Consider the following 24,839-nt stretch of genomic DNA (forward strand, 5'->3'; position numbering starts at 1 on the left):
CAGTGTTTCAGCGCATGTAAATGCCGCCGTTGACATCCCAGCAGGCGCCGTTTACGAAGGCGGCTTGAGGGCTTGCCAAAAAAGCCACCATCTGACCAACCAGGTCGGGCGATCCCAGTTGTCCAACGGGGATATTGGCCAACGCCTTCTCCAGATTGTCGCCAAGCACGCCACGCACCATTGGCGTGTCCAACGGCCCCGGCGCAATGGCGTTACAGGTCACCCCGTCAGCCGCCAGATCGCGAGCGAATATCTTGGTCAACGTCAGAATGGCCCCCTTGGAAGCCGCGTAATGCGCACCCGTGGCTGTGCCACCGTTCTGCCCTGCCAGCGATGCCAGGTTCACCAATCGACCATAGCCACGTTCTTTGAAGTGACGGCCGAATATCTGACAGCCGGCGAAGACACCGCCGGCGTTGATTGCCATGACCTCGTTGAAAAAGGCCGGGTCGATATCGAATAGGTCTTGAACCGCCGTGCGGGCAGCATTGTTGACCAGCACTTCGCAACTGCCCCAGCGCTCGACGACCCTGTCCAGGACACACTGGAAGTCGTCGGGGTTAGCAATATCCAGTGTCGCCGTCACCGCGGTCTCACCTGCCAGGTCTAGCTCAGACGCCAGTGCTTCGGCCGGTTCAGGGTCGACATCAGTAATGACGACGCGAAACCCCGCCTTGTGAAGCGCGCGCACTATATGGACACCGAGCCCACGTGCCCCGCCGGTAATCACCGCGGTCTGAAGCTTGTCGGGTAGTGGTTTAGTCATCAGTGCAAATAGCTGAACGAATTCAGCACTCCATCCGAGTTGAGTAGACGAACCACTTTCTCCTGAATCTTGAAGCCGGAATCGGTGGACTGGAGGGTGTAGCGCACGTTTGCCGCCCAGAGCCGCTGGCGCCCGAACTTGTCTTCGACCAGATGCTGGCCGCAGGAGACAACGACACTGTCACCGTCGACAACGTCGATAACGAAGCGCGACAAAGTGCGTACGGTGACCGCCGCCGGCGCTGAAGATATCGAGAATCCTTCCTGGAATCGTTTGATTCGGTCACGTCGCATCTTGTCGTCGTCGTAACAGAGATTCAGCACCTCCGCGTAATCTTCGGCGTCCTCGATAGGTATGATGTACAGGCCCTCCGGCTGCCAGAGATCGAGCCAGGCGTCGTACTGCCTCGCGTCCAGAAGCGCGGCTTCGTTCCAGAGGAACTGCGTGACCTGCCACAGTTGGTTATCGGTGTCGGTCTTGTTCATGTCATTCACTCCTGCATCATCCGTTTCCACATGGCATAGGCAGCACGCATCCCCGTTTCATCCGAAACGTGCCCTCTTGGACCCGCTTCACCGGGAACTTCCTTTTCTATGCCGCGATTGACCAGAATCGGCAGTTCGGGGCCACCGTCCACGCCACGCTGGATACGCTCCCAAACCTCGGCATCATCGGGAGAGCCAAAACCCATGGGACCCTGGAAATGCTCGTGCAGACGCATGCGCATCTGATTGGCGGCTTCCGGCCCACCCTCCATGCCAATAGCGATATGACGAATTTCGGTCTTGTCGACGGCAGCCGGCGTGAGTACCCGGAAGAAAGCCATCGAGCAGGCCACGTTGGGGAACAGGTTGAGGTTGAACCCCGAGCCCCCCACCGCACGCACGATCCGGCGTACCTGATCTTCGGGATAGTTCTCATTGCGCAACTTCTGGGCCAGTGCCTCGAAACGCTCGGGGATCTTGCGATCGAGATCCTCCTCGAGATCGACCAACTCGGGAATCATGACCATGACGGAGTGACCGTTACCCAGATCCTCGACGAACCCTTCGCCGTCGAGGAAACTGAAGGTCTCTTCGGCTTCCTCATCCAGGGACTGTATGAAGGATTTGTGGACGATCGGAAAATGATAGGCATCGGTGGTGTTTTCGAGTTGAACCTTCCAGTTCATCGGCACCGCGAACTGATGCTCGCCGAGAGTTTTCACCGGGAAACCGCCGCCCTGCTTCATGAACAGGTCGATCCATTTCTTGGCGGCGCCCAGGAATTCTTCCAGAGGCTCAATGTCTTCATTGAACGTAGCGAAGATCATGCCCTGATAACTTTCCGTGCGCAGCTTGAGCAGCCCATGCTGTGACTTGTCGAAATCGTCCCCGTACTGCTCGGGATACGGCAAGGCGCGCAGGCTGCCATCGAGCCCGTAGCCCCAGCCGTGGTAGGGGCACTGGAAGGACGATGTCTTACCCTTGTGAATCTCGCACACCGTCGAAGCCCGGTGGCGGCAACGGTTGACCATCACATGGATGTTACTTTTACGGTCACGTACCACGATGACCGGCTCAAGGCCCACTTTGGACAGCTTGAACGACCCCTTGTCGGGAACCTCGCTCGCATGCGCTACCCACACCCAGGTCTTGCGGAAAATCTTCTCCTGCTCTTTCTCAAAAAGCTCTGAGCTGGTGTACATCGGAGTCGCAATTCTATCTTTTCTCACCAGTTCGTCTGGATCGAGCGTAATGTTCTTGGCGTCAATAAGTTGATTCATCTTGTTATCCTCATGCATTGACCGGCGGATGCTGTCTTTATTATTCAGGGACCACCAGCTCGCGGCCGATGCGGGCCTCGACACGGGCGTATTTCCACAGCTTGTAGGTACCATCGCCCACCGGGGTGGTGCGGAAGAAGTTGCAGGCCGCCACGACGGTCTCGTAGTCCGGAACGTCGGCCATGATGTAGGCAGTCCAGGGAGCCGTAGCGGATGGACCGACCATGATGCGGTCATCGTCCATGATCCCCAGGATGTTGACCCCGGGCAGCTCGTCGATGCCTTTCATCATCTGGCTGAATGCCTGCCAGACCTGCTTGCCCTCGTCGGCGGTAGCATTCATGAAATTCTGGTTGATACCGATGCAAAACAGTACGCGATTCATAATGGTGATCTCCGCTAGTTCGTTTGGAACAGTTCGTTTAGGTCAGTTCGTTTGTGAATGGCCGGTCACAGGTAGCCCGGCAGGGGGTCATGGCCGAAGAAGATGGCTCCGGCGTTCTTCCAGGTAATCTCGCCCATGAAGGCATGCTGGGTGCACAGCTGGGAATCGCGCAGGATTCGCGACAGGGGGTGGCTGTTGTCGGCCCCGGTCATGCCGCTGATCTGGTATACGCTGCGAATCGAGTCGGCGCATTCATGGGTCAGATGGGTAGTGGATAGGCGCAGCAGGTTGATCTGCTCGCGGCTTGGCTCGCCACCGGCCTGAATGCTTGCCCAGGCGTCCTCGGTACTCTCGTAGAAGAAGGCACGGGCGGCGCGGACCCTGGCCTCGGCCTTGCCGAGGGCAATCTGGGCATACTCTCGCTCACCCAGGTTGGGGGCTCCGGTGACTGACTTGCGCCCACCCGCCATCGCACGGACGATATCCAGTGCCTCCCGGGCCAGTCCCAGAGTGGTCACCGCCAGTACCTGAGCGGCGAAGGAGAGCGAGGGGTAGCGAAAGAAGGGAGCATCGATATTGGGCTTGCCGCCGCGCACGAAGGTCCAGGCTTCCGGAACATAGGCGTCCTTGACCACGAGGTCGTGACTGCCGGTGGCCACCATGCCCAGCATGTCCCAGGTCGGGTCGATCTCCACCTGGTCGCGGGGCAGCACCGCCATGCGCGGCAGAGCGCCCTCTTCGTCGGGAAGAATGCCCACGCCACACAGCGAAGCGCCCATGCAACCGCTGGCGAATTTCCAGCGGCCTTTGATACGGAAACCGTTATCGACCCGCTCGGCGGGCTGGGGTGGGAAGATACCGCCGGCGAAGACGACGTCGGGGGAATCCCGCCACACTTCCTTCAGCGTTTCCTCGGGTAACGCGGCCAAATAGGCAGGGTTCATACCGAAGCTGGCCACCCAGCCAGAGGAACCATCCGCCGCCGAGACCGCTTCCACCATTTTCAGAAACTCGGCGGGTGACTTCTCGTCACCGCCGTAGGTGGCGGGCACCATGGCGCGATAGACGCCAATGGCCTGGAACTCCTCGATGATATCCTGAGAAATATGGCGCTGGGCCTCGAACTCCTCGCGGCGTTGGCGAATGGTATCGAGCAGTGCATCGAAGCGGGCTTCCCCGCCCCATTGGGACTTATCGACAGTGCTATGCATAAGTAACTCCTATTGTTTTGTTCAGCGGTGGTCTGTCTCGTTGGCTCCCGCTAGAACACGTGCAGCCCCGCAGAGGCTTGCGTCACCGCCTTTTCGTCCCACTAGCTGCATCGCTACCGGACGCCCCGCGTTGGGCACCAGTGGCATAGTCAGGGCGGGATGCCCAGAGAGGTTGAAAGGACGAAGCAGCGTAGAAATTGTCAGGTCCTGCTGTCCCGCCTCGGCTGCCGCACGGGTCAGTGGGGTGTGCGGCAGGGTCGGCAGGACCAGAACGTCGTGGAATTCGAGCAACCGATCCACTTCAGCGGTGAAGGCAAGACGAACCGCTTCGGCCTCACGAAGTTCTGCATCGGTGGTCTTTCCAGCGGCTTCCAGGCGTCGCTCCACATCGGCGCCCAGGCGCCCGCTGTCCAGCCACTTTGCACAGGCGTTATAGGTCTCGCGGTTAATCACCGCCATGGCCGCCCCATAGGCTTCGTCTATCAAGGACAGCTGGGCTTTCGCGGTAGGAAGCGATGTCATAGAGAGACTTTCTTCTACCGCAGCCTGAATGAAATCCTCCGCATCCACCTGCAGCCAGGCCAACGTCGGCGTCTCACCTTGATGTGCGGATGTGAAACCGTGATCTACCGCCGCCATAAAGGTGATCAACTCCTCCAGGTCGGCGGTGATGGGCCCAACGCAATCCAAGCTGCTGATTGTCGGCATCACGCCCCGACGATCGAGCCGCCCGAAGGTTGGCTTGAATCCATAAAGGCCACAGCATGCCGCGGGCAGGCGGATCGAACCGCCCGTGTCAGTGCCGATGCCGACCTCCGCCAGCCCTGCCGCCACTGCCGCCGCCGAACCGCTGGAAGAACCGCCCGGGATTAACTCGGGGAAGCGCGGGTTCTCCGGGGTGCCTGTCCAGGCATTGAGGCCGGTCATACCGAAGGCCAGCTCGTGGAGGTTGGCCTTGCCGACGATACGGTAGCCCGCCGCCTGGGTGCGCTCGACGATTTCAGCATGGCGCAGCGCCGGCAAGGCATCCGACAATGCCGCTGAACCCGCTTGAGTCGGGTAACCAGCGATATCTATTGTGTCCTTCACAACCACTCGCTTGGGGCCTCGGCCAAGCGCAAGAGATTCGATAAAAGTAGTCATCCGCACACCTTTATTTATTTTTCACATGAAAAATCATGTATATAGTCGTATACAAAGCCCGGCCAGACGGTTCCCTATCCCTACAGGACGAACAAGACCAGTTGGGGAATCAACAGCAACAGCAAGATGCAGGCCATATAGGGCAGTAAGAAATAGCCCACTCCGCGGAAGATATCCCCGAAACCCAGATCAGGATCAAGGCTCTTGACGATAAAGGCGTTGACCCCCACGGGTGGGGTAATCGCGCCCATGCTGGTAACGATGCAGACCATGATGCCGAACCAGATGGGGTCATAGCCCAGCGCAAGAGCTACCGGAAAGAAGATCGGAATCGAGATGATCAAGAAACCCATGGCATCCATCAGCGCCCCCCCGATCACATAGATCAGTAGCACACAGGCCATGATCAAGACGGCCGGTAACGGCAGGGCCGCAGCCCATTCGCCCACCAGATAAGGTAAACGCGTGACGGTGAGAAAACGTCCGAAGATCACGGCTCCGGCCACCAGCATCAAGATCATGGCAGAGGACTTGAGTGCGTTGGCGAGAGCCTTCTGGAGCACGTCCAGGGTCAGTCGCCCTTGTAAGGCAATTATGGCCAAAGCGCCAACGCAGCCCACAGCGGCGGCTTCGGTGGAAGTGAACCATCCGGAGAAGAGCCCCCCGAGTACCAGTGCGAACAGAACGACTATTTCCATCAGCCCCTTCAGGGAGCTGAATCGCACCCGCCACTCTGAGCGTTCACCCACGGGGGCTATCTCAGGCCGACGTGTACAGAGGTAAACGATGGTCATTATGAACAGCGCCACCAGAATCAGCCCTGGAATGATGCTGGCGAGGAACAGATCTCGAATGGCCAGTTCCGCCTGGAGGGCGATGATGATGAGCACCGAGCTAGGTGGAATGATTACCCCAAGGGTGCCTCCAGCGGCCACGCTACCGGCGCTCAAAGCCTTATGATAGCCAAACTTCTTCATCTCCGGCAGAGCGATGGTACCTACAGTGGCTGCGGTGGCGGTATTCGAGCCGCTCACCGCTGCGAAACCGGCACTGCTAAGGATAGTTGTAATGGCCATGGAACCGCGGCGGTGGCCAATCCAGGCATAGGCGGAAGCGAAGATCTTCTCGGTAATGCCCGAGCGAAACAGCAGCTCCCCCATAAAGACAAACAGTGGAATCACGCTCAGTGAATAAGCAGACAGCTGTTCCCATATACCGGAGCTAATGATGTTATAGGCGGCTATCGGGCTGGTCATATGCAGCATGCCGAAGAAACCGACGACAAACATCGCGAAGCTGATTGGCATCTTGAGCAAGATCAGCGCAAAGAGGGCTAGGATGCCGATCATAGCTATCAGAGTCATGCTCATTTCATCACCAATCGTTTCATGCTGCCGAAGACGTCCGTCAACAGCACCAGGCAGAAAGCGGAGAAACCCAAGGCCACCACATAAATCATTGGGTAGATGGCTATTCGCAAGGTCTGAGAAACCATCCCGCGCTGCATGACGCCGTAGCCATATTCCCACAGCTTGACGGCCACCATGGCGAAGAACAGTAGGCTGGCTATCGCCACTAGAGTCTCGAGCAAGGCCTGCAGGCGATCAGGGAAATGCGCCACCAGGATATCCAGTTCCACATGGGCCTTGTTTAGCTGTGCATAGGCCAAAGAAAGGGAGACCACCACTGCGGTGAGCCAACCGACGATCTCAGTGGTGCCACCATAGGAGGATGCCAGCTGTCGCATGAGGATATTGGCCGTAACCAGGAGGACTATGGCCAGCAATGCCAGACCGGCGATACCCAGCAATCCACGGCTGATCAGAAGATTGAGTTTATACATGAGTGGAATGCCTTACTGTGTCAATCACTCCCGGCTGCAGTGTCCTGCAACCGGGACCTAAACCCTATCGTGCTCAGGGTTGGCGATAGTCTTCAATCAGTTCCAGCATGCGTTCGTGAAACTCATGCGCCGGCAGACCCATTTCGGCCACCGCAGCCAGGCGCGATTCGTTGATTGGCTCGAGCTGCTCAGTCCATCGTGCCGCTTCCTGATCGCTCAGCGTCACGGTCTCGACGTCATGTTCCTCGGCGGCCCAGGTCAGCGACTCTTCTATATGGCCATCCAGGTAATCACCGGCGAAATGAGCCATCTCGGCACCCAGTTCATCGATCACCTGCTGGACGTCTTCGGGGAGGGACTCCCAGCGCTGACGGTCCATCACCGCCACGAAGACCACGTTGGTCAGGGGGTAGTCCGTGATGTATTGGACGCTACGCGCATACTGAAGATCCATCAGGGTCTCGCGGGAGCCCACATAGCCATCGACCACCCCCGCCTGCAGGGCCTCGCCGGTCTCGGCCTGTCCCAGGCCCACGGGAACACCGCCCAACGCTTCCACCACTTCGGTCGCGTCACCGGGGACGCGAATCTCTTGTCCCTGGATATCATCGAGGGAATCCACTGGAATCTGGCTATGCAGATAGCCCGGCTCAGAGGTAAAGGCAGTGATGACCTTGAAGCCCTCGAGACCCAGTTGGTCGGCGGGAAATTCCTGGATTAGGTCGTAGACGACTTGGCTGGCCACCGTCGAGTTGACATCAATCCCGGTAAGGCTACCGGCTAGATTGAGCAGTGGAAAACGGGCGGGTTCATAGGAGGTGGCGGAGAGGCCGATATCGGCGACGCCACTTTGCACACCATCATACATGTTGCTGGCGGACAGCAGGGTCCCACCGGGAAAGGTATTCACCGAAACTTGGCCATCGGTGCGGCGATGAAGCTCCTCAGCCCAGCGGTCCATCTGCACCGCTGGGAAGGTCTGAGCCGGGGCGAAGAAGGCATAATTTAATTTGATTTCATTGGCCTGTGCACTCGTCACCATAAGAGCGCTCAAACATGCGGCACCAACGATCTGCTTAGAAAACAGAGACTGGATAGTTTTTTGCTTCGTCATTATAGGTTGCCCTCATGATTATTATTGTGCTGGGCATTACCACAATGCCCAGATGCATCCAATATCACATGAATTTTCCAGCAAATCACGTGAAATAAGATAAGGCTCTATCTTTATCTCGACCATTCATTAATATAAGCAAACATCATTTCATATATGTTTAATACAAAAAACTGCTTAAATATCTCTATATTAAGAATGCGCTTACCCATCTATCATTAACATGCTAAACAAAACTAAGCCCGATAGCATGATAGGTTAAACTTGGGCAGTACCAGCTTGCTGGCTGGATTGGTCTTGTTCGTCTTCTTTGGCGCGCGGACGGGCATGACGCGTCTGCAACTCTGCCGCGTCGGTCTTGTTCAACTCGATGTCGAACACGACTTCGGAGAACGGGCCGTCAAGCTCACGCTTAGCGATGGCGGCTTGATCGTCGATTCGTTCAGCCGGAACGACAAGTTCTTCGCGCGTGGCGAAAGCGAAGTCGTCAAAGGTGTAGGGGTCGCCGGCGAGGTTGATCTGGGTGGTCAAGTGCTGATGACCCGGCGCGGAGACGAAGTAGTGGATGTGCGCCGGGCGTTCGCCGTGGCGGCCCAAAGATTTGAGCACGACATCGGTCGGGGCACCCTCGGGCACGCCATAGCCGGACGGGATGATACTGCGCGCGGTGTAGCGGCCATCGTTGTCGGTGTAGATGGTGCGGCGCAAGTTGTATTCGCTTTGGGTTTTATCAAAGAAGGAATAATTGCCTTTAGAGTTGGCGTGCCAGATCTCGACCTTGGCATTGGCCACCGGGTTGCCTTCGGTATCACGCACCTGGCCGGTGAGCCACATGGTCTCGCCGTCGTTATCCTGGCCATCGTCCATGCGCGCGAAGCCTTCGGCCTCCGGGGCGCCGGCGACGTACAGCGGGCCTTCAATGGTGCGCGGAGTACCACCGGTACGCTTGGCTTGGGCGTCGATAGCGTCTTGGCGCATATCGAGGAAGTGGTCAAAACCCAGCCCCGGCGAGAGCAGACCGAACTGGGTCTGGCTGCCCAAGGCATTGAGCAGGCTGACGGCAGACCAGAACTCTTCTTCGGTGACGTCAAAATCGTCGATCAGCTTGAACAGGTCCGAGACTAGGCGATGCATGATCTTCTTGGCGCGCTCGTTGCCACCATCCTGGTCGAACCCGGCGATCGTGTTGATGAAGTCTTGGACTTCGGGGGTGTCGAAAATCTGTATTGTCATTGTTTTGATCTCTATCGTTGTCATTATTCCCCAGCTACTGGGGAGTGGCCAAAGCTACGAAGCACTCCATGGCAGTTAAAAACTACACTTTTCCAGTATATTGGTACGCCATTTCACTTCATTCCAATACTCTTTCAGCACCTAGGTATACTATTTTCGGTATGCATCGGCCGCAAATAAATTCGCCATAAACAATGAGAAATGACAACAAGCCCGCACACAACATGTGCCAAAAACAAAATAATTTAATAAAATCAATGAATAATAGATATATTTTTTTGAAGGCTATCTAATACCTGAATCCGTGAGACAGCCCCCCTGTAGTACTTCTAACCCCCTGATCTTCATGGCAAGATAGCGGATATCGCCATCGAAAACGTCCGCCGCGACAAGCCCTTCCAACAGCTGCTGACTCTGCAGAAGGTGCCGAGCACGGCAACGTTGCGACAGCGGCTGGATAAACTCGCCGCCAACGACCTGCAGGCGCACACTGCCGCCTGGTCCACTACCCTGCTGTCACTGGTGGAGGCACCGATCACCGCCGAGACGACGCACGTCTGCCTGGATATCGACACCTTCGTCATGGACAACAGCAACTCCAAGAAGGAAGGCGTCTCGCGGACCTACAAGAAGGTCGACGGCTACACTCCGATCGCCGCTTATCTGTGCAACGAATGGCGGTGTCTGGGCCTGGAACTGCGTCCTGGCAAGCAGCACATCATGAAGGAGAGCAACGCCTTCCTGGGGCGGGTGCTGCCCCACGCCCAGGGCCTGACGGAGAACCCCATCTTGCTACGTGAGGACAGCGGCTTCGACAGCCAGGCACACACCTGGCTCTGCTCGAACGGCAGCGGCAGCGGCAGCGGCAGCGGCAGCGGCAGGCCTTTGCTGACATGGGCCGCCAGCTCGACTATCTCGTCAAATGGAACCCGCGTGGCTCGGCCACGGCCGATCAGGACACCTGGCGGGCAGTGGCGGCGGACTATTGGGAAGAGTGCGCCCTGGCAAACGCCCGGCGTTGTGGGCACAGACTGTCTCAATCCGCGACGACAACAAGGTCGGCTATGTCGTCAAACGCGTGATGCGTCTGGTGGAACGTACCGCCGATCGCGATGGCCAGCTGCTACTCGAACTGGCGTATGAGCTGGAAGGCGGGTGGACCCGCCTGGACGAGTCGCCGGAGGCGGTGATCAAGCGCTATCAGGCGCATGCCACCCACGAGCAGTTCCATAGCGAGATCAAGACCGATCTTGACCTGGAGCGGCTACCGTCGGGCAAGTTCGCCACCAACGATCTGATCCTGCATCTCGCCAAGCGGCGCAGGCTACGAACGGTGTTGCAGAAATTGGTGCATCGTGCGGCTTTCGTGATTCACAAGGCGCGACAGATCATCCTCGACGTCGGGCAGGATATTGGGCGCATGACGGTGCTGAACAGCCTGCGACGTCGCCTGCGCTATCCGCGTGGGACACCATGCTGATCACCTGGCGGACAACGCCACCCAGCAGAGGAGTGATGGTCACCAGCGGCCAGCATCACCGAGCCTGGCGGATAGAAATGCATGACAAAACGGGGCATTGTCGCCGGCCGACGCAACAATGGTCGGCCGTGGTCAACATGCGTTCGACGATTGAGACGGGATCGGAGGTCAAAAATGCTCGCTGGCGGTGATAGGGAAAGTGGCAGCGCCGGCTTCACGGATTCAGGTAATAGATAGCTCACTCTGTCTTCTTGGCAGCCTCTATGGTGTTCTGGCTAGGGCCTGTTGATGTTTCATCACGAATCGCAGTACCGAGCCTATTAAGGCGTCAGATACGTCATCAAACACCGATAACAGTGAAGCGCCTACTCATTTTTGCAACACTTTACAGCGTTTTGGCGCGCCAAAACGAAGGAAAAGTGCTTTTGGCTTGGCCTTGAGCAAACGTCAACAGGCCCTAGCAATAAATACCTAAATGAGGTTCTAGATAACTGCGACGAAGGAAGAAGGGGGTCATACTCCTCACACGAACAAACAAATCCTCCACGACCCCAGCGTCAATTCCCGTTTACTCACCCAACAAGTTTGGTCATTTCAAACATTCTAAATAAAAAACATTAAAAACAAAAACTTAAACACTCATCAGCCAGTCAGCGGCACGTTTCACCTGGGCTTCACTACTACCAAGGTATGAAGCCGGATCACTGGCACGCTCAAGCTCGGCCAGCGATAAATGCCCCTTTACCTCTGAATGTTCGGCCAGCACCGTGGCATAGTGCCGGCCACTCTGACGAGCGGTTTCCGCTGCCTCGGCACTGATTCGCTTGGCAGTGTCCTGCCCCAGAACGGGAGCCAACAGCCGTGATACGGGCTCGGCCATGATGCCGCCACCGGTGGCCGCCAGGTTGCGTTGCATTGCCTCGGGATGAACCTCCAGACCTTCGAGCACTACCGCCGTTTGCTCCAGCGCACCTTCCAGCAGGAGGGTGCTGTCGATTAAGGGTGCCCATTCGGCGTGCCATTCGCCCAGGCCACGTTCGAGTGGCTGAGCGGCGGTATTCAGCAGCACCGTGGTATGCCCATGTATCTGGCGAGCGGCACCACGGATCAGCGCACAGCGAACCGGATTACGCTTGTGCGGCATTGAAGAGGATTCACCCATCCCCTCCTCCGCGGGCTCAGCGACTTCACCTATTTCGGTCTGGGTCAGCAGGGCCACGTCCAGCGCCAGCTTTTCGGCGGCACCGGCCACGCCGTCCAACGCGGTGCTTAACGCATGGATGGGTTGCCGGTCGGTATGCCAGGGCAACACGGCGGGAGCCAACTCAAGTTTTGCGGCCAAGGCATCCATGAAGTCGAGCCCCAGCGAATCCCAGCCGGAATGCACCCCAACAGCCCCGCCGAATTGCACCGGCAGGCCGTTTTCGGCCAGTGGCGACAAGCGACGACGTCCCTGTTCCAGGCCCAGCGCCCAGTGGGCGACTTTGACCCCGAAGGTAATGGGTAACGCCTGCTGCATCAGGGTGCGCCCCACCATCGGGGTCGCAGCATGCGCCTGCATCAGGGTGTTGGCAGCTGTTCGACAACGCCTCAGCAGCGTATCGATGGCTTTCAAGCGCGGCTTGAGCAGCAACATCAGAGCGCTGTCCACCACATCCTGACTGGTGGCTCCCTGGTGCCAGTAAGGCTTAAGCGCATCAGGCAGAGCAGCGCGCCCTTGCTTGACGAAGGGAATCGCTGCATTACCTCCCTTGGCAATGCCTGCAGCAATCGCCTGAGTGTCAAATACATGCGCTTCGAGATGCTCACGCATCCTTTGGCTAGCGCCTTCAGGCACGGCGCCCAGTGCTTCCTGGACGTCGGCCAACGCGAGTTCAAAGGTCAGCATGGCGTGAACCATGGCCTGGGTGTTAGAAGCATTCAGGGCTGACGGGCTCATGAAGGGGTGCTGGATCAAGGCAGCGGGCATGACACTTCCTTATAATGCGTACTTTAATAGGGCATACAGTTAAAATGCTCGGCCGAGCTGGACGAGCCTTCGACGTGAAACGAAATAGATACAACCAGAGCTACATTCGCACAAGTGTTCGCGAAACGAACGCTATGCTAGATTGTAAACTAGATGTCTTATCATACGACTTGGAGAAACGAACGGATGGATGTGGTAACGCGAGAAGAAACGCTAACGACCGATGACCGTGATTTCGTCACGGCCTTGGCCAGTGGGCTCGAAGTGATCCTGGCGTTTGACGAAACCCACCCACGCATGACATTGAGCGAAGTGGCCGGCCGTACCGGCATGAATCGTGCGCGGGCCCGGCGCTTTCTGCTGACGTTGCATGCCTTGGGTTACGTCAGCAAGCACCAGCGCCACTTCGAGTTGTCGCCCAAGGTGCTGCAACTGGGCTATGCGTTTCTCTCGGCCAACAATTACCGCAGCGTGATTCAGCATATTCTCGAAGATATCACCGCCGAATGCGGTGAGTCCTCGTCCCTGGGGGTGCTGGAAGGCAACGACGTCGTCTATGTGGCCCGCTCCGCCTCGCGCCAGCGGCTGATGGCGATCAGTTTGTCGCTGGGCACTCGGCTCCCCGCCGCCCACACTTCCATGGGGCGGGTGTTGCTGGCCCAACTGCCGGAAGCCGAGCTCGATGCCTACCTGAAGAACCTGGTCTTGGAGCCGCATACCGATAAAAGCATTACTGACAAGACCGAGCTCAAGAAATGCATTCTCCAGGTACGTAGGCAAGGCTATGCGATTGCCGATCAGGAGCTTGATTCCGGGCTGCGCTCTTTGGCGGTGCCCGCCTTCGATGCGCATGGAAAACTGCTCGGTGCCATCAATATCAGCACCAATGCCGCCCGAATCGACCTCGACACCCTCATGAATCAGTACTTGCCGCTACTCCAAGAAAAAGCCCGCCAGATTCGCGACACCGTCAGTTGAATGACCCCCACTTCATGGGCCTTCTTGCGCGAGTTTTCAGTCACAGGAAGGCTTTTCGATGGATTCGTAGGGGAGTCCCACATAATTCTCGGCGATGGTCGTCAGGCCTGCTTCCGAGCTCGTGATGTAATCCAGTTCCGCCTGTTGCATACGGGTATCGAAATCATCTTCTTCCGAGAACTTGTGCAACATGGACGTCATCCACCAGGAAAAGCGTTCGGCTTTCCAAATACGCTTGAGGCAAGTTTCGGAATAACGGGGTATCAGGTCGGTACGCCCTTCTTGATAGACCTTGGCCATCAAGCGGTAAAGGGTATTCACGTCACTTGCCGCCAGATTGAGTCCCTTGGCGCCAGTAGGCGGCACGATATGCGCGGCATCCCCCACCAGAAACAATCGCCCGTACTGCATGGGTTCGACGACGAAACTGCGTAACGGAGCGATACTCTTCTCGATCGACGGCCCGGTCACCAGGGCGGCGGCGACTTCATCCGGCACGCGACGCTTGAGTTCCTCCCAGAACCGTTCATCCGACCAGTCTTCGACTTTTTCGTCGAGCCCCACTTGGATGTAATAACGGCTACGGGTTGCGGAGCGCATGCTGCATAGAGCGAAGCCGCGCTCATGGCGGGCATAGATCAGTTCGTCGGCCACCGGCACGGTGTCCGAAAGCATGCCCAACCAACCGAAGGGATACACGCGCTCGAATTCCTTGATTCTATCGGCGGGGATGGATCGACGCGAGACGCCGTGAAAGCCATCACAACCGGCCACATAATCACATTCCAGGCGATGCGTCTCGCCACCCTTTTCGTAGGTGATATAAGGGTTGTTACTCTCAAGGTCATGCGGTTGAACGTTGTCAGCTTCATACAGGGTGGTCGCGCCGCTGGCGTCGCGCGCTTCCATCAGGTCGCGGGTGACTTCCGTCTGGCCGTAAACCATCACGGTTTTGCCGCCGGTCAGGCCCGCCAGGTCCACTCGCACACGGCGATTGTCGAAGGCCAGCTCGACACCATCATGAGGCATGCCTTCCTCGTCCATCCGCTTATCGACACCCGCTTCACGCAACAGGTCTACCATGCCTTGTTCCAGCACACCGGCACGAATGCGACTTAGGACGTACTCGCCGGTTTTACGCTCTAAAACGACGTTATCAATGCCCTGACGGGTTAACAGCTGTCCCAGCAACAGCCCGGAAGGGCCAGCGCCAATAATCGCGACCTGCGTTTTCATGGTCATCTCCATTATTCTATGTGTCGTCAGCGTCTAATTAAATCGCACAAATGTTCGTTATACGGATTGTATTTTTCACTGAAACACCCGCGCAGATAAGGCACTATTGGTAGACATACTTGGACTATTGGAATATAACACATCGACTTTCGTCGCAACTCCTCTCACCGGAGGCCCTATGGAGCGCGCAACCGTCCCGATATTTAAGCTCTATGGCGAGACCCGGCACTGGCCGACACCGGATTTACTCCATTGTGAGTCGATACCGGAACGCAGCCGCCTGCACAACTGGCACATTCACCCGCACCTTCACGCCGATCTGGTCCACCTGTTGCACCTTTCGGCAGGTGAGGTCACCTTGGAGCTGGAGGGTAACCGGCAGCCCTATAAAGCGCCGCTGTTCATCGTGGTGCCCGCCATGAGCATTCACAGCTTTCACTTCTCTTCGGATACACAGGGCCATATCCTCACGCTGGCGCAGCCGCTGCTCGAACGCCTCGATGTCCAGCTGGGGCCTCAAGCGCAGGCACTTTATCAAGGCGGCGCCCACCCACTGGACGCCTCCACTTGCCGGATCGCCGCGCTGGTGGCGCAGCTCGATGCGGAGTACCGTCACCCAGCACCGGGGCGCGAATCTCTGCTTGACGCCTTGATAACCGCGCTCACCGTGGAGACGTGGCGGTTAACGCTCGACCGGTCATCGCCAAGCACCGCGCCCCGCCATCACGACCGTGCTCACGCCCATTTGTACCGCTATCAAGCGCTGATTGAGGCGCAGTTTCGCCAGCAACCCAGCGTCGAGCAGTTTGCTCACCAGCTGGGCGTTACCAGTGCGCATTTAAACCTGCTCTGCCGTCGTTTGGCCGACCGCAGCGCGCTGCAGGTGCTGCACGAGCGCTTGCTGCTGGAAGCCAAACGCCAGCTGACGTACACCAACATGACCGTGGGGCAGGTGGCCGATAGCCTGGGCTTTTCCGAACCGGCCTACTTCACGCGCTTTTTCAAGCGGCTGACAGGGCTTTCGCCGCGCGATTTTCGCTTACGCCAATCCCAAGAGGAGTAATCGATGCGGAATCGGACGTGAGAAAAGCCGCCACGGCCACTTCCAACTCTCGGGCCTGATCCTCGAGGTCGGCTGCCGCTCGCGCGCTTCTCTGAACACGGATCGAGTTCTGCTGGGTGATCTTGTCCATCTCCATAATCGCCTGATTGATCTGCCCGATGCCATTGCCCTGTTCTTCGGAGGCTCCCGAGATATCGCGTATCAAAAGATTGAAGCGCCAGGTGGCCGCTACCGCGTCTTCAATGACCGCACCTGCCTGTCCGACCACGTCAGTACCGCTGTTAATCTGTTGAGCGGAGTGGTCGATCAACCGGCGAATATCCTTGGCTGCCATTGCACTGCGCCCGGCGAGGTGGCGCACTTCGTTAGCCACCACGGCAAAGCCGCGCCCCTGCTCACCGGCTCTTGCCGCTTCCACTGAGGCGTTTAACGCCAGGATATTGGTCTGAAAGGCAATAGAATCGATGACATCGATGATCTCAGACATTTTTCGCGAACCGGCGGTGATCTGGGCCATGGTAGTCACGACTTCCAGCATCAAGTCCCCGCCTTGTGTGGCTAGGCGAACGTTGTCGTCACTCAGTTTCCCGACTTGATGGGCGTTGTCGGTATTATGCATCACGGTGGTGGTCATCTGCTCCATGCTTGAAGCCGTCTGTTGCAGGGAAGCCGCCTGCTGTTCGGTGCGAGCGGCCAGGTCATCGTTTTCGCCAGCAATCGCCTGGGCCGCCGGGGTCACGACCTGAATGCCCGCGTTGACGTCGCCGACGATGCTACCCAGGCTTTTGCGCATGACATTCAGCGCATCCATCAGCTTGCCTACTTCGTCTCTGCGCGTCACCGGCATACGAGCGGCCAGGTTTCCAGCGGCAATCTGAAGTGTTAAGGCCATGGCTTCGTTCAAGGGACGAATCATTCTGCGCAATGTCAAACCGCCCAACAGCACGAGTAGCATCAGCCCCACTCCCAACACCAGGAGTTGCATCGTCTCAACATCAGGCGCTGGTCATGGCGAGCCGGGGTTGCCATCAGGGCGGCGGCTTGCTGCTTATTTCCGATCAGGTCGTTGGCTCCGGTCGCCAAGCGGTTGGAAGCTTCCATCAGAGCGTCCAATTCATGATGTTCCGAACCGTTTCTTTACGGCACCCAACATCTATTTTCTTCTACTTTTGAACGTTCAAAAAGTAACTTTACTTTCCATTCAGATAACCAACTTCTTTCTTTCTCGAAGATTCAGTTCTTGAGGGCGTTGACACCTCCCTTTCTCCTCCCTAATATCAATCGACAGTTTGCAAAACTGGATACCGCACAGCGAAACACAAGATCCGACCCACAATCACAACAAGGAGCGCCTCATGCGCCGAATCGCTCAGCGTCTCGCTATCACCACTTTGCCTCTCACCCTGCTTGCTGCCTCGCTCAGCCATGCAAGTGAAATCTCTCTACCCAATACCATGGCCTGGACAGCGTATGGCACCAATTCAAGTGGCTATGCTCAAGCGGTTGCGCTTGGCAACATGCTTCAGTCTGAATACGGCACATCGGTGCGTGTATTGCCCGGTGACAATGACGTTTCACGTATGACTCCGCTCAAACAGGGCCGAGTCGATTTGTGTGCCTGCGGGATTTCCAGCTACTACGGCGTGGAAGGGGTCATGATGTTCGCTCACGAAGATTGGGGGCCCCAGCCGCTGCGTGTCATTACCACATCAACGGCTTCATTTGGTTTATCTCTGGCTGTCGCAGGAGATCTTGAGGTTAAAACTCCAGCCGACCTCAAAGGTAAGCGTATCGCTTATATTCGAGGTGATGATGCATTGAATAAGGGAACGGAAGCTTATTTGGCTTTTGGCGGATTGACTTGGGACGATGTTGAGCGAGTGGATTATCCCGGTTATTCACGTTCTTTTGATGGCATCATTGCCGGTAATGTAGATGCCTCTTTCACCACCACTGTCACTCCACCAGCACAGCAACTTGCCAGCAGTCCCCGTGGGATCAGTTGGCCGGAGCTGGACCCTAATGACACAGAGGGCTGGGAGCGTATGAAAACCGTTGCGCCCTACTTCCGTCCTCATGAAGTAACGTCAGGCGCCGGCAATGTGAGCAGTGACAATCCTGTATCTAGTGCCAGCTACCCTTACCCCATCATTGTTGCCAATAGTGATATTGAAGATGACGTGGCTTATGGCTTGATAAAAGCCATGCAGGATAATTACGACCAATATAAAGATTCTGCTCCTGGTGCAGTCGGTTATGCCTTGGAATATCAAGATCTTCAGTGGGTAATCCCATTCCATGACGCAGTGGTCGATTACTACAAGGATATCGGTGTTTGGACCGATAAAATGCAGTTGCATCAAGAGGAGCTCGTCGAACGTCAACTGTTATTACTTGAGACGTGGGAAAGTTTTGTGAGTAGTGCGCCTAGCGATGAAGAAGACTTCAAAAAGGCATGGATGAGTGTCCGCGCCAATGCCTTAACTGAAGCAGGCTTCGATCCTATTTTTCAGTAATAGCCAATGGGGCGGCTAACGTCGCCCTTTCTTGACGCATGGATTTTCACATGACCACAGCGAATGACGTCCCTGATGTTCAGCAAGCCAAAGAGAAAATCAGTCATGTACGCAGGCTACCTCCGTTACTGAGTTGGATTCCAGCTGCCGTTACTGTGGCACTGATGTTGATGACGCTGGATTACCTGTTCAATCTTGGATTGCTGCACTTTGTCACCAATCTAGAAACACGCTTCTATTATGCCGTGGTCGCCCTGTTGCTACCTTTGGTATATCTGCTCTGGCCAATGCGTGCCACTCACCATTCTCGTCCAATTCCCTGGTATGACTATGTGCTCAGTGCCATCACTCTGGGGGTCGGGGGGTATTTTGTTTATAACGCAGAGTCGATTTTAGAGCGAGGCTGGGCGTTTTCCGCTCCTGATACGGCCATCATAGCCAGCTATGCTTACTGGATATTGATTATTGAAGCGGCAAGACGCGCCAGTGGTTGGCCGATTGCGATTATTGTTGCCGCCTTTTCGCTTTATCCCCTGGTGGCCGATGTGATGCCTGGTCCAATTCAGGCATTTCCTTCAACCCTTGAGCAAGCAGCCATGTATCACACCATGAGCACGGAGAGCATCATGGGGGTACCACTGCAGGCCTTTGCCGGCCTCGTCATCGGATTTTTGGTATTCGGTGTGGTGCTGCAAAAAAGTGGTGGCGGCAAATTTTTCATCAATCTCGCCTTTGCCCTGCTGGGTCATGTTCGTGGAGGGCCAGCCAAGGTATCGATTTTCTCCAGCGGTTTGATGGGGTCGATGAGTGGTAGTGTGATCAGCAACGTTCTGACTACCGGCGTTCTCTCAATCCCCGCCATGCGGCGCATTGGCATGAGCCGCTCCTTCTCTGGAGGTGTGGAAGCCTGTGCATCCACCGGTGGTGTCTTGATGCCCCCTGTCATGGGCGCCACAGCCTTTGTGATGGCGATGTTTCTTGATGTTCCCTACTCTGCGGTTGCTTTGGCCGCGGTAATTCCCTCCATCCTTTATTTTCTGGGCCTGTTTATCCAGATTGATGCTTATGCTGCGCGCAATGACATCAAGGGATTGCCCACTATTGAGCTTCCATCGCTATGGACCACCCTTAAAGAAGGTTGGTATTTCATCTTCGTATTTGCACTGCTGGTATGGATGCTTTTAATCATGCAGCGTGAAGCCGTAGCGCCGTTTTATGCCACGGCACTTCTGCTGGTGCTTAATCAACTGTCAAAACACAATCGCTGGGGCTGGAAAGATGTAAGCGAAACGTTGTCATCAGCCGCTAGATTGTTTGCTGAACTGATTGCGATCCTTGCTGGTGTCGGCATGCTGGTGGGTTCTCTGTCGATGACGGGGTTATCCGGCACCATCGCCAACGACTTCATCCATCTAGCAGGAGGTAGTGTGCCGCTACTTCTCCTCATGGGTGCAGCCACTAGCTTCGTGCTGGGCATCGGTATGACCGTGACGGCTGCTTATATCTTTCTTGCCGTGGCACTGGCTCCTGCATTGATCAATGGAGGTGGGCTTGATCCGATGGCAGTTCATATGTTCATTCTCTATTGGGGAATGCTCAGCTTCATCACTCCTCCCGTTGCATTGGGTGCCTTTGCTGCTGCGACCATAGCCGGTGCGCGCCCCATGGCCACCGGATTGCAGGCCATGCGTCTGGGCAGTGTCATCTATTTCATTCCCTTCCTGTTCGTACTGAATCCGGCTTTGATAATGCAAGGAGAGCCACTGCAAATCGCGATGGTCTTCGTTCAGGCTGTAATTGGAATTGTGCTATTCGCTTCCGCCATGCAGGGCTATCTCATTGGTGTTGGACGCTTGGGTCGTGGCATTTTTCAAGAAGCCACCATCCGGACATTAGTACTGCTGTCCGGCCTGACGCTTGCTCTCCCAGGGGGCGGCATGATTCCACTTAGCCAAATTGAACTGCTGGGCATTTCCATTGCCGCCTTGATTCCTGCCGTTATATTTGCCCGTTGGGGACAGCGGCATGCCACTAGAATCACATTACCGGTCAATCCATGAAATGACTGCCGTCCGACAAGGACGGCAGCCTTATTGCCTGAGTGATGCTTTCTCACATTTCTAAATAGTCACTATTTTACCTATCGCATTATCTGGAGATGCCTCCATGTCAGCCCCTGTCCATTATCGACGCATTGATGAGATCGGTGTCATCTGTATTGACAACCCGCCGGTCAATGCACTCAGTCAAGCTGTTCGAGCCGGTCTGCTCGCCACCTTAAAACAAGGCCTGAAAGATACGGATGCAAAGGCCTTGGTTATCATGGCAAAGGGGCGCACCTTTATTGCCGGGGCCGATATCCGGGAATTTGGCAAGCCGGCACAGTCTCCGTTATTGCCCGAAGTGATCACTCAATTGGAAGCCAGCCCGAAGCCGATTATTGCGGTGCTGCATGGCACTGCCTTGGGCGGAGGGCTGGAGGTAGCGCTTGGCTGTCACTTGCGCGTCGCGCTACCGGATACCTTGTTAGGGCTTCCTGAAGTCAAGTTGGGCCTACTGCCCGGTGCAGGTGGAACGCAACGTTTGCCGCGCCTGGTGGGCATTGAAGCAGCGCTTGACATGATTACCAGTGGCCGATTCGTCAATGCCGAGGAAGCTCATGAGTTAGGCATAATCGACATCATCAGCGAGACATCAGAGCCGCTGCAGGCAGGACTTGCCGCAGCAAGTGATGTGTTGGCTGGCAAGCGCGAGACACGGGTCACAGGGCAATTACCTACGCCTGATGCCAATCCCGCAGCAGTGGCTGACTTTCGAGTGCGCCTGGCAGACGAAGCACCCGCGTTATTCTCGCCTTTTCGGTGTATCGATGCCGTTGAGGCAAGCGCTCAAGGTACGCTTGATGAAGGGCTGAAGCGCGAGCGAGAGCTGTTTCTCTTATGCATGGAGTCCCCACAGCGAAACGGTCTGATTCACTCTTTCTTCGCTGCCCGCAATATTCATAAAGTACCTCAAGCCGAAGAGGCTACTCCGCTGCTACAGATTGCCCTGATTGGCAAACACCCGCTGTTTGAGCGGCTGCAGCAACACGCCAAGCGTGCGGGCATCACCTTTTCCACCACGATCACTGCCGATACCCAAGCATGCTTATTAGCGCCAGGTGACACCGTTGATAATGACATACCCGACCACTGCATCACCGTCAGCATCATCGCCGCCGATACGACCGACATGCCTCAGACGCCGTTAGCGTTAGTGCTGTCTCCCAATCTGGCGGTAGCTGAGCTTGTAGCCCTCACTTCCGAGCGGACTCAACAACAAGCTGTTGCCAATGCCCTAAAGGCCTTGCGCCAACCCGTAGTGGTTAGCCAAGGAAACAGCATGCTGTCAGCAATGACACGAGCCATTAAAGGACGACCCGTCAATCAACAAACCAAAGCACTGGAAGCTATCAGTCATTCCATCGCAGAAAATGAACTTTGTTATCGCGTCAGTGATATCGACCTTTTGGCTATCGAAGGACTGGAGTACCCGCGCCATCTGGGTGGGCCTCACTACCAGGCAACACTACCTGCCTCATCAAGAGTGGAGACTTCTTAATGAAACTTAATTTTACTCCGGAGGAGCAGGCGTTTCGCCAAGAGGTTCGACGCTTCCTTGAACACTCGCTACCCGAAGACATCAGAGAGCGGGTCAGGCTCGGCCGGCGATTGAGTGCAAAAGATCATATCCGTTGGCAGAACATTCTCAACGATCAGGGGTGGCTGGCTCCCAACTGGCCGAAGCAACATGGCGGTCCCGGCTGGGGCCCCGTTCAAAGGCATATCTTTGATGAAGAATGTGCTGCCGCCCATGCACCGACAGTGGTGCCTTTCGGCATCAACATGGTTGCTCCGGTGATCATGCATTTCGGCAATGAAGAACAACAACGCCATTACCTGCCACGTATCCTCAACAACCAGGATTGGTGGTGTCAGGGGTATTCCGAACCAGGGGCAGGTTCGGACTTGGCTAGCGTCAAGACGCGAGCCGTACGTGACGGCGAGCATTATGTGGTCACTGGCCAGAAAACCTGGACCACCCTGGGGCAACACGCCAACATGATGTTTTGTCTGGTGCGCACCGATCCCGATGCCAAGAAGCAAGCCGGTATCAGTTTTTTGCTGATTGACATGGATAGTCCAGGCATCACGGTTCGTCCCATCATCACCCTGGATGGAGCACATGAAGTCAATGAGGTATTTCTAGATCAGGTACGTGTGCCGATCGAGAATCGCGTGGGCGAGGAAGGTCAAGGATGGACTTGCGCCAAGTTCCTGCTGACTCATGAGCGCACCAGCATTGCAGGATTGGGGCATGCCAAACAAGCCCTACGCCACCTCAAGTCACTCGCTGCTCGCTTACAGCACCGTGGACGACCTCTCATCGAATCGCCCAGCTTTCGTCAGCGAGTCGTGCGTGCCGAGATCGAATTGATGGCACTCGAAGTCACCAATTTACGGGTAATCGCCGCTACCAGCGAGGGCTGTGCACCCGGTGCGGAAAGCTCACTGCTCAAGGTGCGAGGCTCGGAACTGCGCCAGGAACTCAGTGACCTGACACGCCGAGCGCTGGGCCCTTCCGCTTTGCCATTCCTCGACGACTTTCTGTACGGCAGTGGTGAGTTAAACGATACCCACCAGGCGGACAGTGCTGCTGGTGCCGCGCAGTATTTTAATCGCCGCAAGCTTTCGATCTATGGCGGTGCCAATGAAATCCAAAAGAGCATTGTCGCCAAGACAATCCTCAACATGTAAGGAGTCGCCCCATGGACTTTTCTTTGTCCGACGAGCAACGCATGCTCGCCGACACGTTGAACCGCCTTGGCATTGATCGAGTATCTCCCGAACAACGCCGCCAGATGCTGGAAGCCCCGGCTAAAGGGGCAGCATCCCCGCTGTGGCAAACGTTCGCAGACCTTGGCCTTCTGCATATGCCTTTCAGCGAAGCTGTCGGTGGGCTGGGGGGTGAGGGTACCGATCTAATGCTCATCATGCAGGCATTCGGCCGTTGCTTGTCACCGGAACCCTACTTAGCCGGTTTGGTGCTACCGGGCAAGCTACTGGCCCGCCTGGGTGATGCTGAGCAACAGGCACGCTGGCTTATACCTTTGCTGGAAGGCAAGCATCAGCTGGCCCTGGCCTGGCAGGAAACGTTGGCACGTTACGATGCCCATGGAATCACTACCACGGCGCGCCGCACGAATACTGGCTGGGAAATCGAAGGAAGCAAGCAAGTAGTGCTCAATGCAGCCGCCGCCGCAGGCATACTCGTCACTGCTCGGCTTGATGACGGTCAATTAGGCGTGTTTATCGTGCAGCAAGGTGACGTTGGCGTTAGATACCATGACTACCTCACCATCGATGATCAACCGGCGAGTGACATGACCTTTGATACGGTCAATTTACCGTTTGAGGCTTGCCTGAGTGCCAATGCTGGCGAAGCGCTGGATGCTACCTTAGCGATTGGGCGCGCCGCGCTGTGTGCCGAAGCACTTGGTGCCATGGAGGTTGCTTGTGACCAGACTCTTGAGTACCTCAAGGAGCGTAAGCAGTTCGGTACTCCCTTGGCGAGCTTTCAGAGCCTGCAGCATCGTATGGTCGATATGCATCTGCACCTTGAACAGGCGCGCTCCATGACCATACTGGCTTCCACCTGCCTTGAACAACCGGCTGAGGGACGTGATTACCGAATTGCGGCTGCCAAGGCTTATTGCGGTGAAGCGGCCCGCTTCATTGCCGAACAGGCCATCCAACTGCACGGCGGCATGGGCATGACCGAAGAGTGTTATGTATCACATTATGCCAAACGGTTGATCATGTTTGATCACTACCTTGGAGATACAGACCACCATCTCGAATATGTCAGTGAGCATTTAAGTGCTGTAGCTTGATTACTAACAAAATTTGAACATCTCCCGCCCAATAGACTCAGCCGCAGGTGATGCGACTGAGTCATCTCAATGAACGGCTGTCACAGCTTGCTTTCAAGCTCCGGCAGGATCTCGAACAGATCCCCTACCAGCCCGTAATCCGCCACCTGGAAGATCGGCGCTTCCTCGTCCTTGTTGATCGCCACGATCACCTTGGAGTCCTTCA

21 protein-coding genes and 2 pseudogenes are annotated in these 24,839 nt (G+C 56.3%); 8 read left to right on the forward strand and 15 right to left on the reverse strand.

Annotation, left to right across the window (positions count from 1 at the left end):
• Window positions 1–7: 7 nt before the first annotated feature.
• The 10 genes from DU506_RS14925 to catA form a co-directional block, all read right to left on the reverse strand.
• Window positions 8–766 carry an SDR family NAD(P)-dependent oxidoreductase gene (locus tag DU506_RS14925; RefSeq protein WP_114487703.1) on the reverse strand — a complete coding sequence of 253 codons (759 nt, stop codon included), beginning with the start codon at window positions 764–766 and terminating at the stop codon, window positions 8–10.
• Window positions 766–1,251, reverse strand: a complete 486-nt coding sequence (locus DU506_RS14930; protein WP_114487704.1) for an aromatic-ring-hydroxylating dioxygenase subunit beta — start codon at window positions 1,249–1,251, stop codon at window positions 766–768. The genes DU506_RS14925 and DU506_RS14930 overlap by 1 nt, the downstream gene beginning before the upstream one ends.
• Before the next feature lie 5 nt (window positions 1,252–1,256).
• Window positions 1,257–2,531, reverse strand: a complete 1,275-nt coding sequence (locus DU506_RS14935; RefSeq protein ID WP_114487705.1) for an aromatic ring-hydroxylating oxygenase subunit alpha — start codon at window positions 2,529–2,531, stop codon at window positions 1,257–1,259.
• A 40-nt stretch (window positions 2,532–2,571) separates the two neighbouring features.
• A complete protein-coding gene (locus DU506_RS14940) occupies window positions 2,572–2,916 on the reverse strand; it encodes an IacB protein (protein ID WP_114487706.1) in 345 nt (114 codons plus the stop codon).
• A gap of 65 nt (window positions 2,917–2,981) precedes the next feature.
• Window positions 2,982–4,127, reverse strand: coding sequence for an acyl-CoA dehydrogenase family protein (locus DU506_RS14945; RefSeq protein ID WP_114487707.1), 1,146 nt, complete (start codon window positions 4,125–4,127; stop codon window positions 2,982–2,984).
• Between the two features lie 21 nt (window positions 4,128–4,148).
• Window positions 4,149–5,270 (reverse strand): amidase, encoded by a 1,122-nt coding sequence (locus DU506_RS14950; protein WP_114487708.1) that lies wholly within the window; start codon window positions 5,268–5,270, stop codon window positions 4,149–4,151.
• Between the two features lie 80 nt (window positions 5,271–5,350).
• Complete coding sequence (locus tag DU506_RS14955) at window positions 5,351–6,634, reverse strand: TRAP transporter large permease (protein WP_235825660.1); 1,284 nt, start codon at window positions 6,632–6,634, stop codon at window positions 5,351–5,353.
• Window positions 6,635–6,636: 2 nt separating this feature from the next.
• On the reverse strand, window positions 6,637–7,113 hold the full coding sequence (locus DU506_RS14960) for a TRAP transporter small permease (protein WP_114487710.1): 477 nt from the start codon (window positions 7,111–7,113) through the stop codon (window positions 6,637–6,639).
• A 73-nt stretch (window positions 7,114–7,186) separates the two neighbouring features.
• Window positions 7,187–8,155 carry a TRAP transporter substrate-binding protein gene (locus tag DU506_RS14965; RefSeq protein WP_235825662.1) on the reverse strand — a complete coding sequence of 323 codons (969 nt, stop codon included), beginning with the start codon at window positions 8,153–8,155 and terminating at the stop codon, window positions 7,187–7,189.
• Between the two features lie 330 nt (window positions 8,156–8,485).
• Entirely contained in the window at window positions 8,486–9,460 is a 975-nt protein-coding gene (catA, locus tag DU506_RS14970) for a catechol 1,2-dioxygenase (protein ID WP_114487712.1), read from the reverse strand.
• Between the two features lie 366 nt (window positions 9,461–9,826).
• On the opposite strand from catA, the pseudogene DU506_RS22835 reads away from it, so the two are divergent.
• A pseudogene (locus tag DU506_RS22835) lies at window positions 9,827–10,940 on the forward strand (IS1380 family transposase); the annotation flags it as partial.
• 631 nt (window positions 10,941–11,571) lie between these two features.
• Here DU506_RS22835 and DU506_RS14985 read toward each other — a convergent pair.
• Window positions 11,572–12,909: a class-II fumarase/aspartase family protein gene (locus DU506_RS14985; protein ID WP_114487715.1), complete on the reverse strand. Its 1,338-nt coding sequence runs from the start codon at window positions 12,907–12,909 to the stop codon at window positions 11,572–11,574.
• 186 nt (window positions 12,910–13,095) lie between these two features.
• Here DU506_RS14985 and DU506_RS14990 point away from each other — a divergent pair, with 186 nt between their 5' ends.
• Window positions 13,096–13,887, forward strand: coding sequence for an IclR family transcriptional regulator domain-containing protein (locus tag DU506_RS14990; RefSeq protein WP_114487716.1), 792 nt, complete (start codon window positions 13,096–13,098; stop codon window positions 13,885–13,887).
• A gap of 36 nt (window positions 13,888–13,923) precedes the next feature.
• On the opposite strand, the gene pobA is transcribed toward DU506_RS14990, so the two are convergent.
• On the reverse strand, window positions 13,924–15,123 hold the full coding sequence (gene pobA / locus DU506_RS14995; protein WP_114487717.1) for a 4-hydroxybenzoate 3-monooxygenase: 1,200 nt from the start codon (window positions 15,121–15,123) through the stop codon (window positions 13,924–13,926).
• A gap of 178 nt (window positions 15,124–15,301) precedes the next feature.
• Between pobA and DU506_RS15000 the strand changes: the two genes are divergently transcribed.
• Entirely contained in the window at window positions 15,302–16,186 is an 885-nt protein-coding gene (locus DU506_RS15000; protein ID WP_114487718.1) for a helix-turn-helix domain-containing protein, read from the forward strand.
• Here the strand turns inward: DU506_RS15000 and DU506_RS15005 are convergent.
• Entirely contained in the window at window positions 16,125–17,141 is a 1,017-nt protein-coding gene (locus DU506_RS15005) for a methyl-accepting chemotaxis protein (RefSeq protein WP_235825664.1), read from the reverse strand. The genes DU506_RS15000 and DU506_RS15005 overlap by 62 nt on opposite strands.
• Complete coding sequence (locus tag DU506_RS22255) at window positions 17,141–17,287, reverse strand: hypothetical protein (protein ID WP_235825667.1); 147 nt, start codon at window positions 17,285–17,287, stop codon at window positions 17,141–17,143. Before DU506_RS22255 ends, DU506_RS15005 begins: the two co-directional genes overlap by 1 nt.
• Before the next feature lie 254 nt (window positions 17,288–17,541).
• On the opposite strand from DU506_RS22255, the gene DU506_RS15010 reads away from it, so the two are divergent.
• From DU506_RS15010 to DU506_RS15030, 5 genes are all read left to right on the forward strand, one after another.
• The gene (locus DU506_RS15010) at window positions 17,542–18,702 is read left to right on the forward strand and encodes a TAXI family TRAP transporter solute-binding subunit (protein WP_114487719.1); all 1,161 of its coding nucleotides are present in this window, start codon (window positions 17,542–17,544) and stop codon (window positions 18,700–18,702) included.
• Between the two features lie 50 nt (window positions 18,703–18,752).
• On the forward strand, window positions 18,753–20,762 hold the full coding sequence (locus DU506_RS15015; RefSeq protein WP_114487720.1) for a TRAP transporter permease: 2,010 nt from the start codon (window positions 18,753–18,755) through the stop codon (window positions 20,760–20,762).
• Window positions 20,763–20,868: 106 nt separating this feature from the next.
• On the forward strand, window positions 20,869–22,302 hold the full coding sequence (locus DU506_RS15020; protein WP_114487721.1) for an enoyl-CoA hydratase/isomerase family protein: 1,434 nt from the start codon (window positions 20,869–20,871) through the stop codon (window positions 22,300–22,302).
• The gene (locus DU506_RS15025; RefSeq protein ID WP_114487722.1) at window positions 22,302–23,498 is read left to right on the forward strand and encodes an acyl-CoA dehydrogenase family protein; all 1,197 of its coding nucleotides are present in this window, start codon (window positions 22,302–22,304) and stop codon (window positions 23,496–23,498) included. Before DU506_RS15020 ends, DU506_RS15025 begins: the two co-directional genes overlap by 1 nt.
• Before the next feature lie 11 nt (window positions 23,499–23,509).
• Window positions 23,510–24,634, forward strand: a complete 1,125-nt coding sequence (locus tag DU506_RS15030; RefSeq protein WP_114487723.1) for an acyl-CoA dehydrogenase family protein — start codon at window positions 23,510–23,512, stop codon at window positions 24,632–24,634.
• A gap of 80 nt (window positions 24,635–24,714) precedes the next feature.
• On the opposite strand, the pseudogene DU506_RS15035 reads toward DU506_RS15030, so the two are convergent.
• Window positions 24,715–24,839, reverse strand: a pseudogene (locus DU506_RS15035) (electron transfer flavoprotein subunit alpha/FixB family protein); the annotation flags it as partial.

It is taken from the genome of Vreelandella rituensis, from assembly GCF_003336665.1.
GTDB classification, from domain to species: Bacteria; Pseudomonadota; Gammaproteobacteria; order Pseudomonadales; family Halomonadaceae; genus Vreelandella; species Vreelandella rituensis.

Bases quoted from the DNA above. Each gene is read 5' to 3' on its own strand.
- DU506_RS14925 (WP_114487703.1), bottom strand. From the start codon at position 766: ATGACTAAACCACTACCCGACAAGCTTCAGACCGCGGTGATTACCGGC.
- DU506_RS14930 (WP_114487704.1), bottom strand. From the start codon at position 1,251: ATGAACAAGACCGACACCGATAACCAACTGTGGCAGGTCACGCAGTTC.
- DU506_RS14935 (WP_114487705.1), bottom strand. From the start codon at position 2,531: ATGAATCAACTTATTGACGCCAAGAACATTACGCTCGATCCAGACGAA.
- DU506_RS14940 (WP_114487706.1), bottom strand. From the start codon at position 2,916: ATGAATCGCGTACTGTTTTGCATCGGTATCAACCAGAATTTCATGAAT.
- DU506_RS14945 (WP_114487707.1), bottom strand. From the start codon at position 4,127: ATGCATAGCACTGTCGATAAGTCCCAATGGGGCGGGGAAGCCCGCTTC.
- DU506_RS14950 (WP_114487708.1), bottom strand. From the start codon at position 5,270: ATGACTACTTTTATCGAATCTCTTGCGCTTGGCCGAGGCCCCAAGCGA.
- DU506_RS14955 (WP_235825660.1), bottom strand. From the start codon at position 6,634: ATGACTCTGATAGCTATGATCGGCATCCTAGCCCTCTTTGCGCTGATC.
- DU506_RS14960 (WP_114487710.1), bottom strand. From the start codon at position 7,113: ATGTATAAACTCAATCTTCTGATCAGCCGTGGATTGCTGGGTATCGCC.
- DU506_RS14965 (WP_235825662.1), bottom strand. From the start codon at position 8,155: ATGGTGACGAGTGCACAGGCCAATGAAATCAAATTAAATTATGCCTTC.
- catA (WP_114487712.1), bottom strand. From the start codon at position 9,460: ATGACAATACAGATTTTCGACACCCCCGAAGTCCAAGACTTCATCAAC.
- DU506_RS14985 (WP_114487715.1), bottom strand. From the start codon at position 12,909: ATGCCCGCTGCCTTGATCCAGCACCCCTTCATGAGCCCGTCAGCCCTG.
- DU506_RS14990 (WP_114487716.1), top strand. From the start codon at position 13,096: ATGGATGTGGTAACGCGAGAAGAAACGCTAACGACCGATGACCGTGAT.
- pobA (WP_114487717.1), bottom strand. From the start codon at position 15,123: ATGAAAACGCAGGTCGCGATTATTGGCGCTGGCCCTTCCGGGCTGTTG.
- DU506_RS15000 (WP_114487718.1), top strand. From the start codon at position 15,302: ATGGAGCGCGCAACCGTCCCGATATTTAAGCTCTATGGCGAGACCCGG.
- DU506_RS15005 (WP_235825664.1), bottom strand. From the start codon at position 17,141: ATGCTACTCGTGCTGTTGGGCGGTTTGACATTGCGCAGAATGATTCGT.
- DU506_RS22255 (WP_235825667.1), bottom strand. From the start codon at position 17,287: ATGGAAGCTTCCAACCGCTTGGCGACCGGAGCCAACGACCTGATCGGA.
- DU506_RS15010 (WP_114487719.1), top strand. From the start codon at position 17,542: ATGCGCCGAATCGCTCAGCGTCTCGCTATCACCACTTTGCCTCTCACC.
- DU506_RS15015 (WP_114487720.1), top strand. From the start codon at position 18,753: ATGACCACAGCGAATGACGTCCCTGATGTTCAGCAAGCCAAAGAGAAA.
- DU506_RS15020 (WP_114487721.1), top strand. From the start codon at position 20,869: ATGTCAGCCCCTGTCCATTATCGACGCATTGATGAGATCGGTGTCATC.
- DU506_RS15025 (WP_114487722.1), top strand. From the start codon at position 22,302: ATGAAACTTAATTTTACTCCGGAGGAGCAGGCGTTTCGCCAAGAGGTT.
- DU506_RS15030 (WP_114487723.1), top strand. From the start codon at position 23,510: ATGGACTTTTCTTTGTCCGACGAGCAACGCATGCTCGCCGACACGTTG.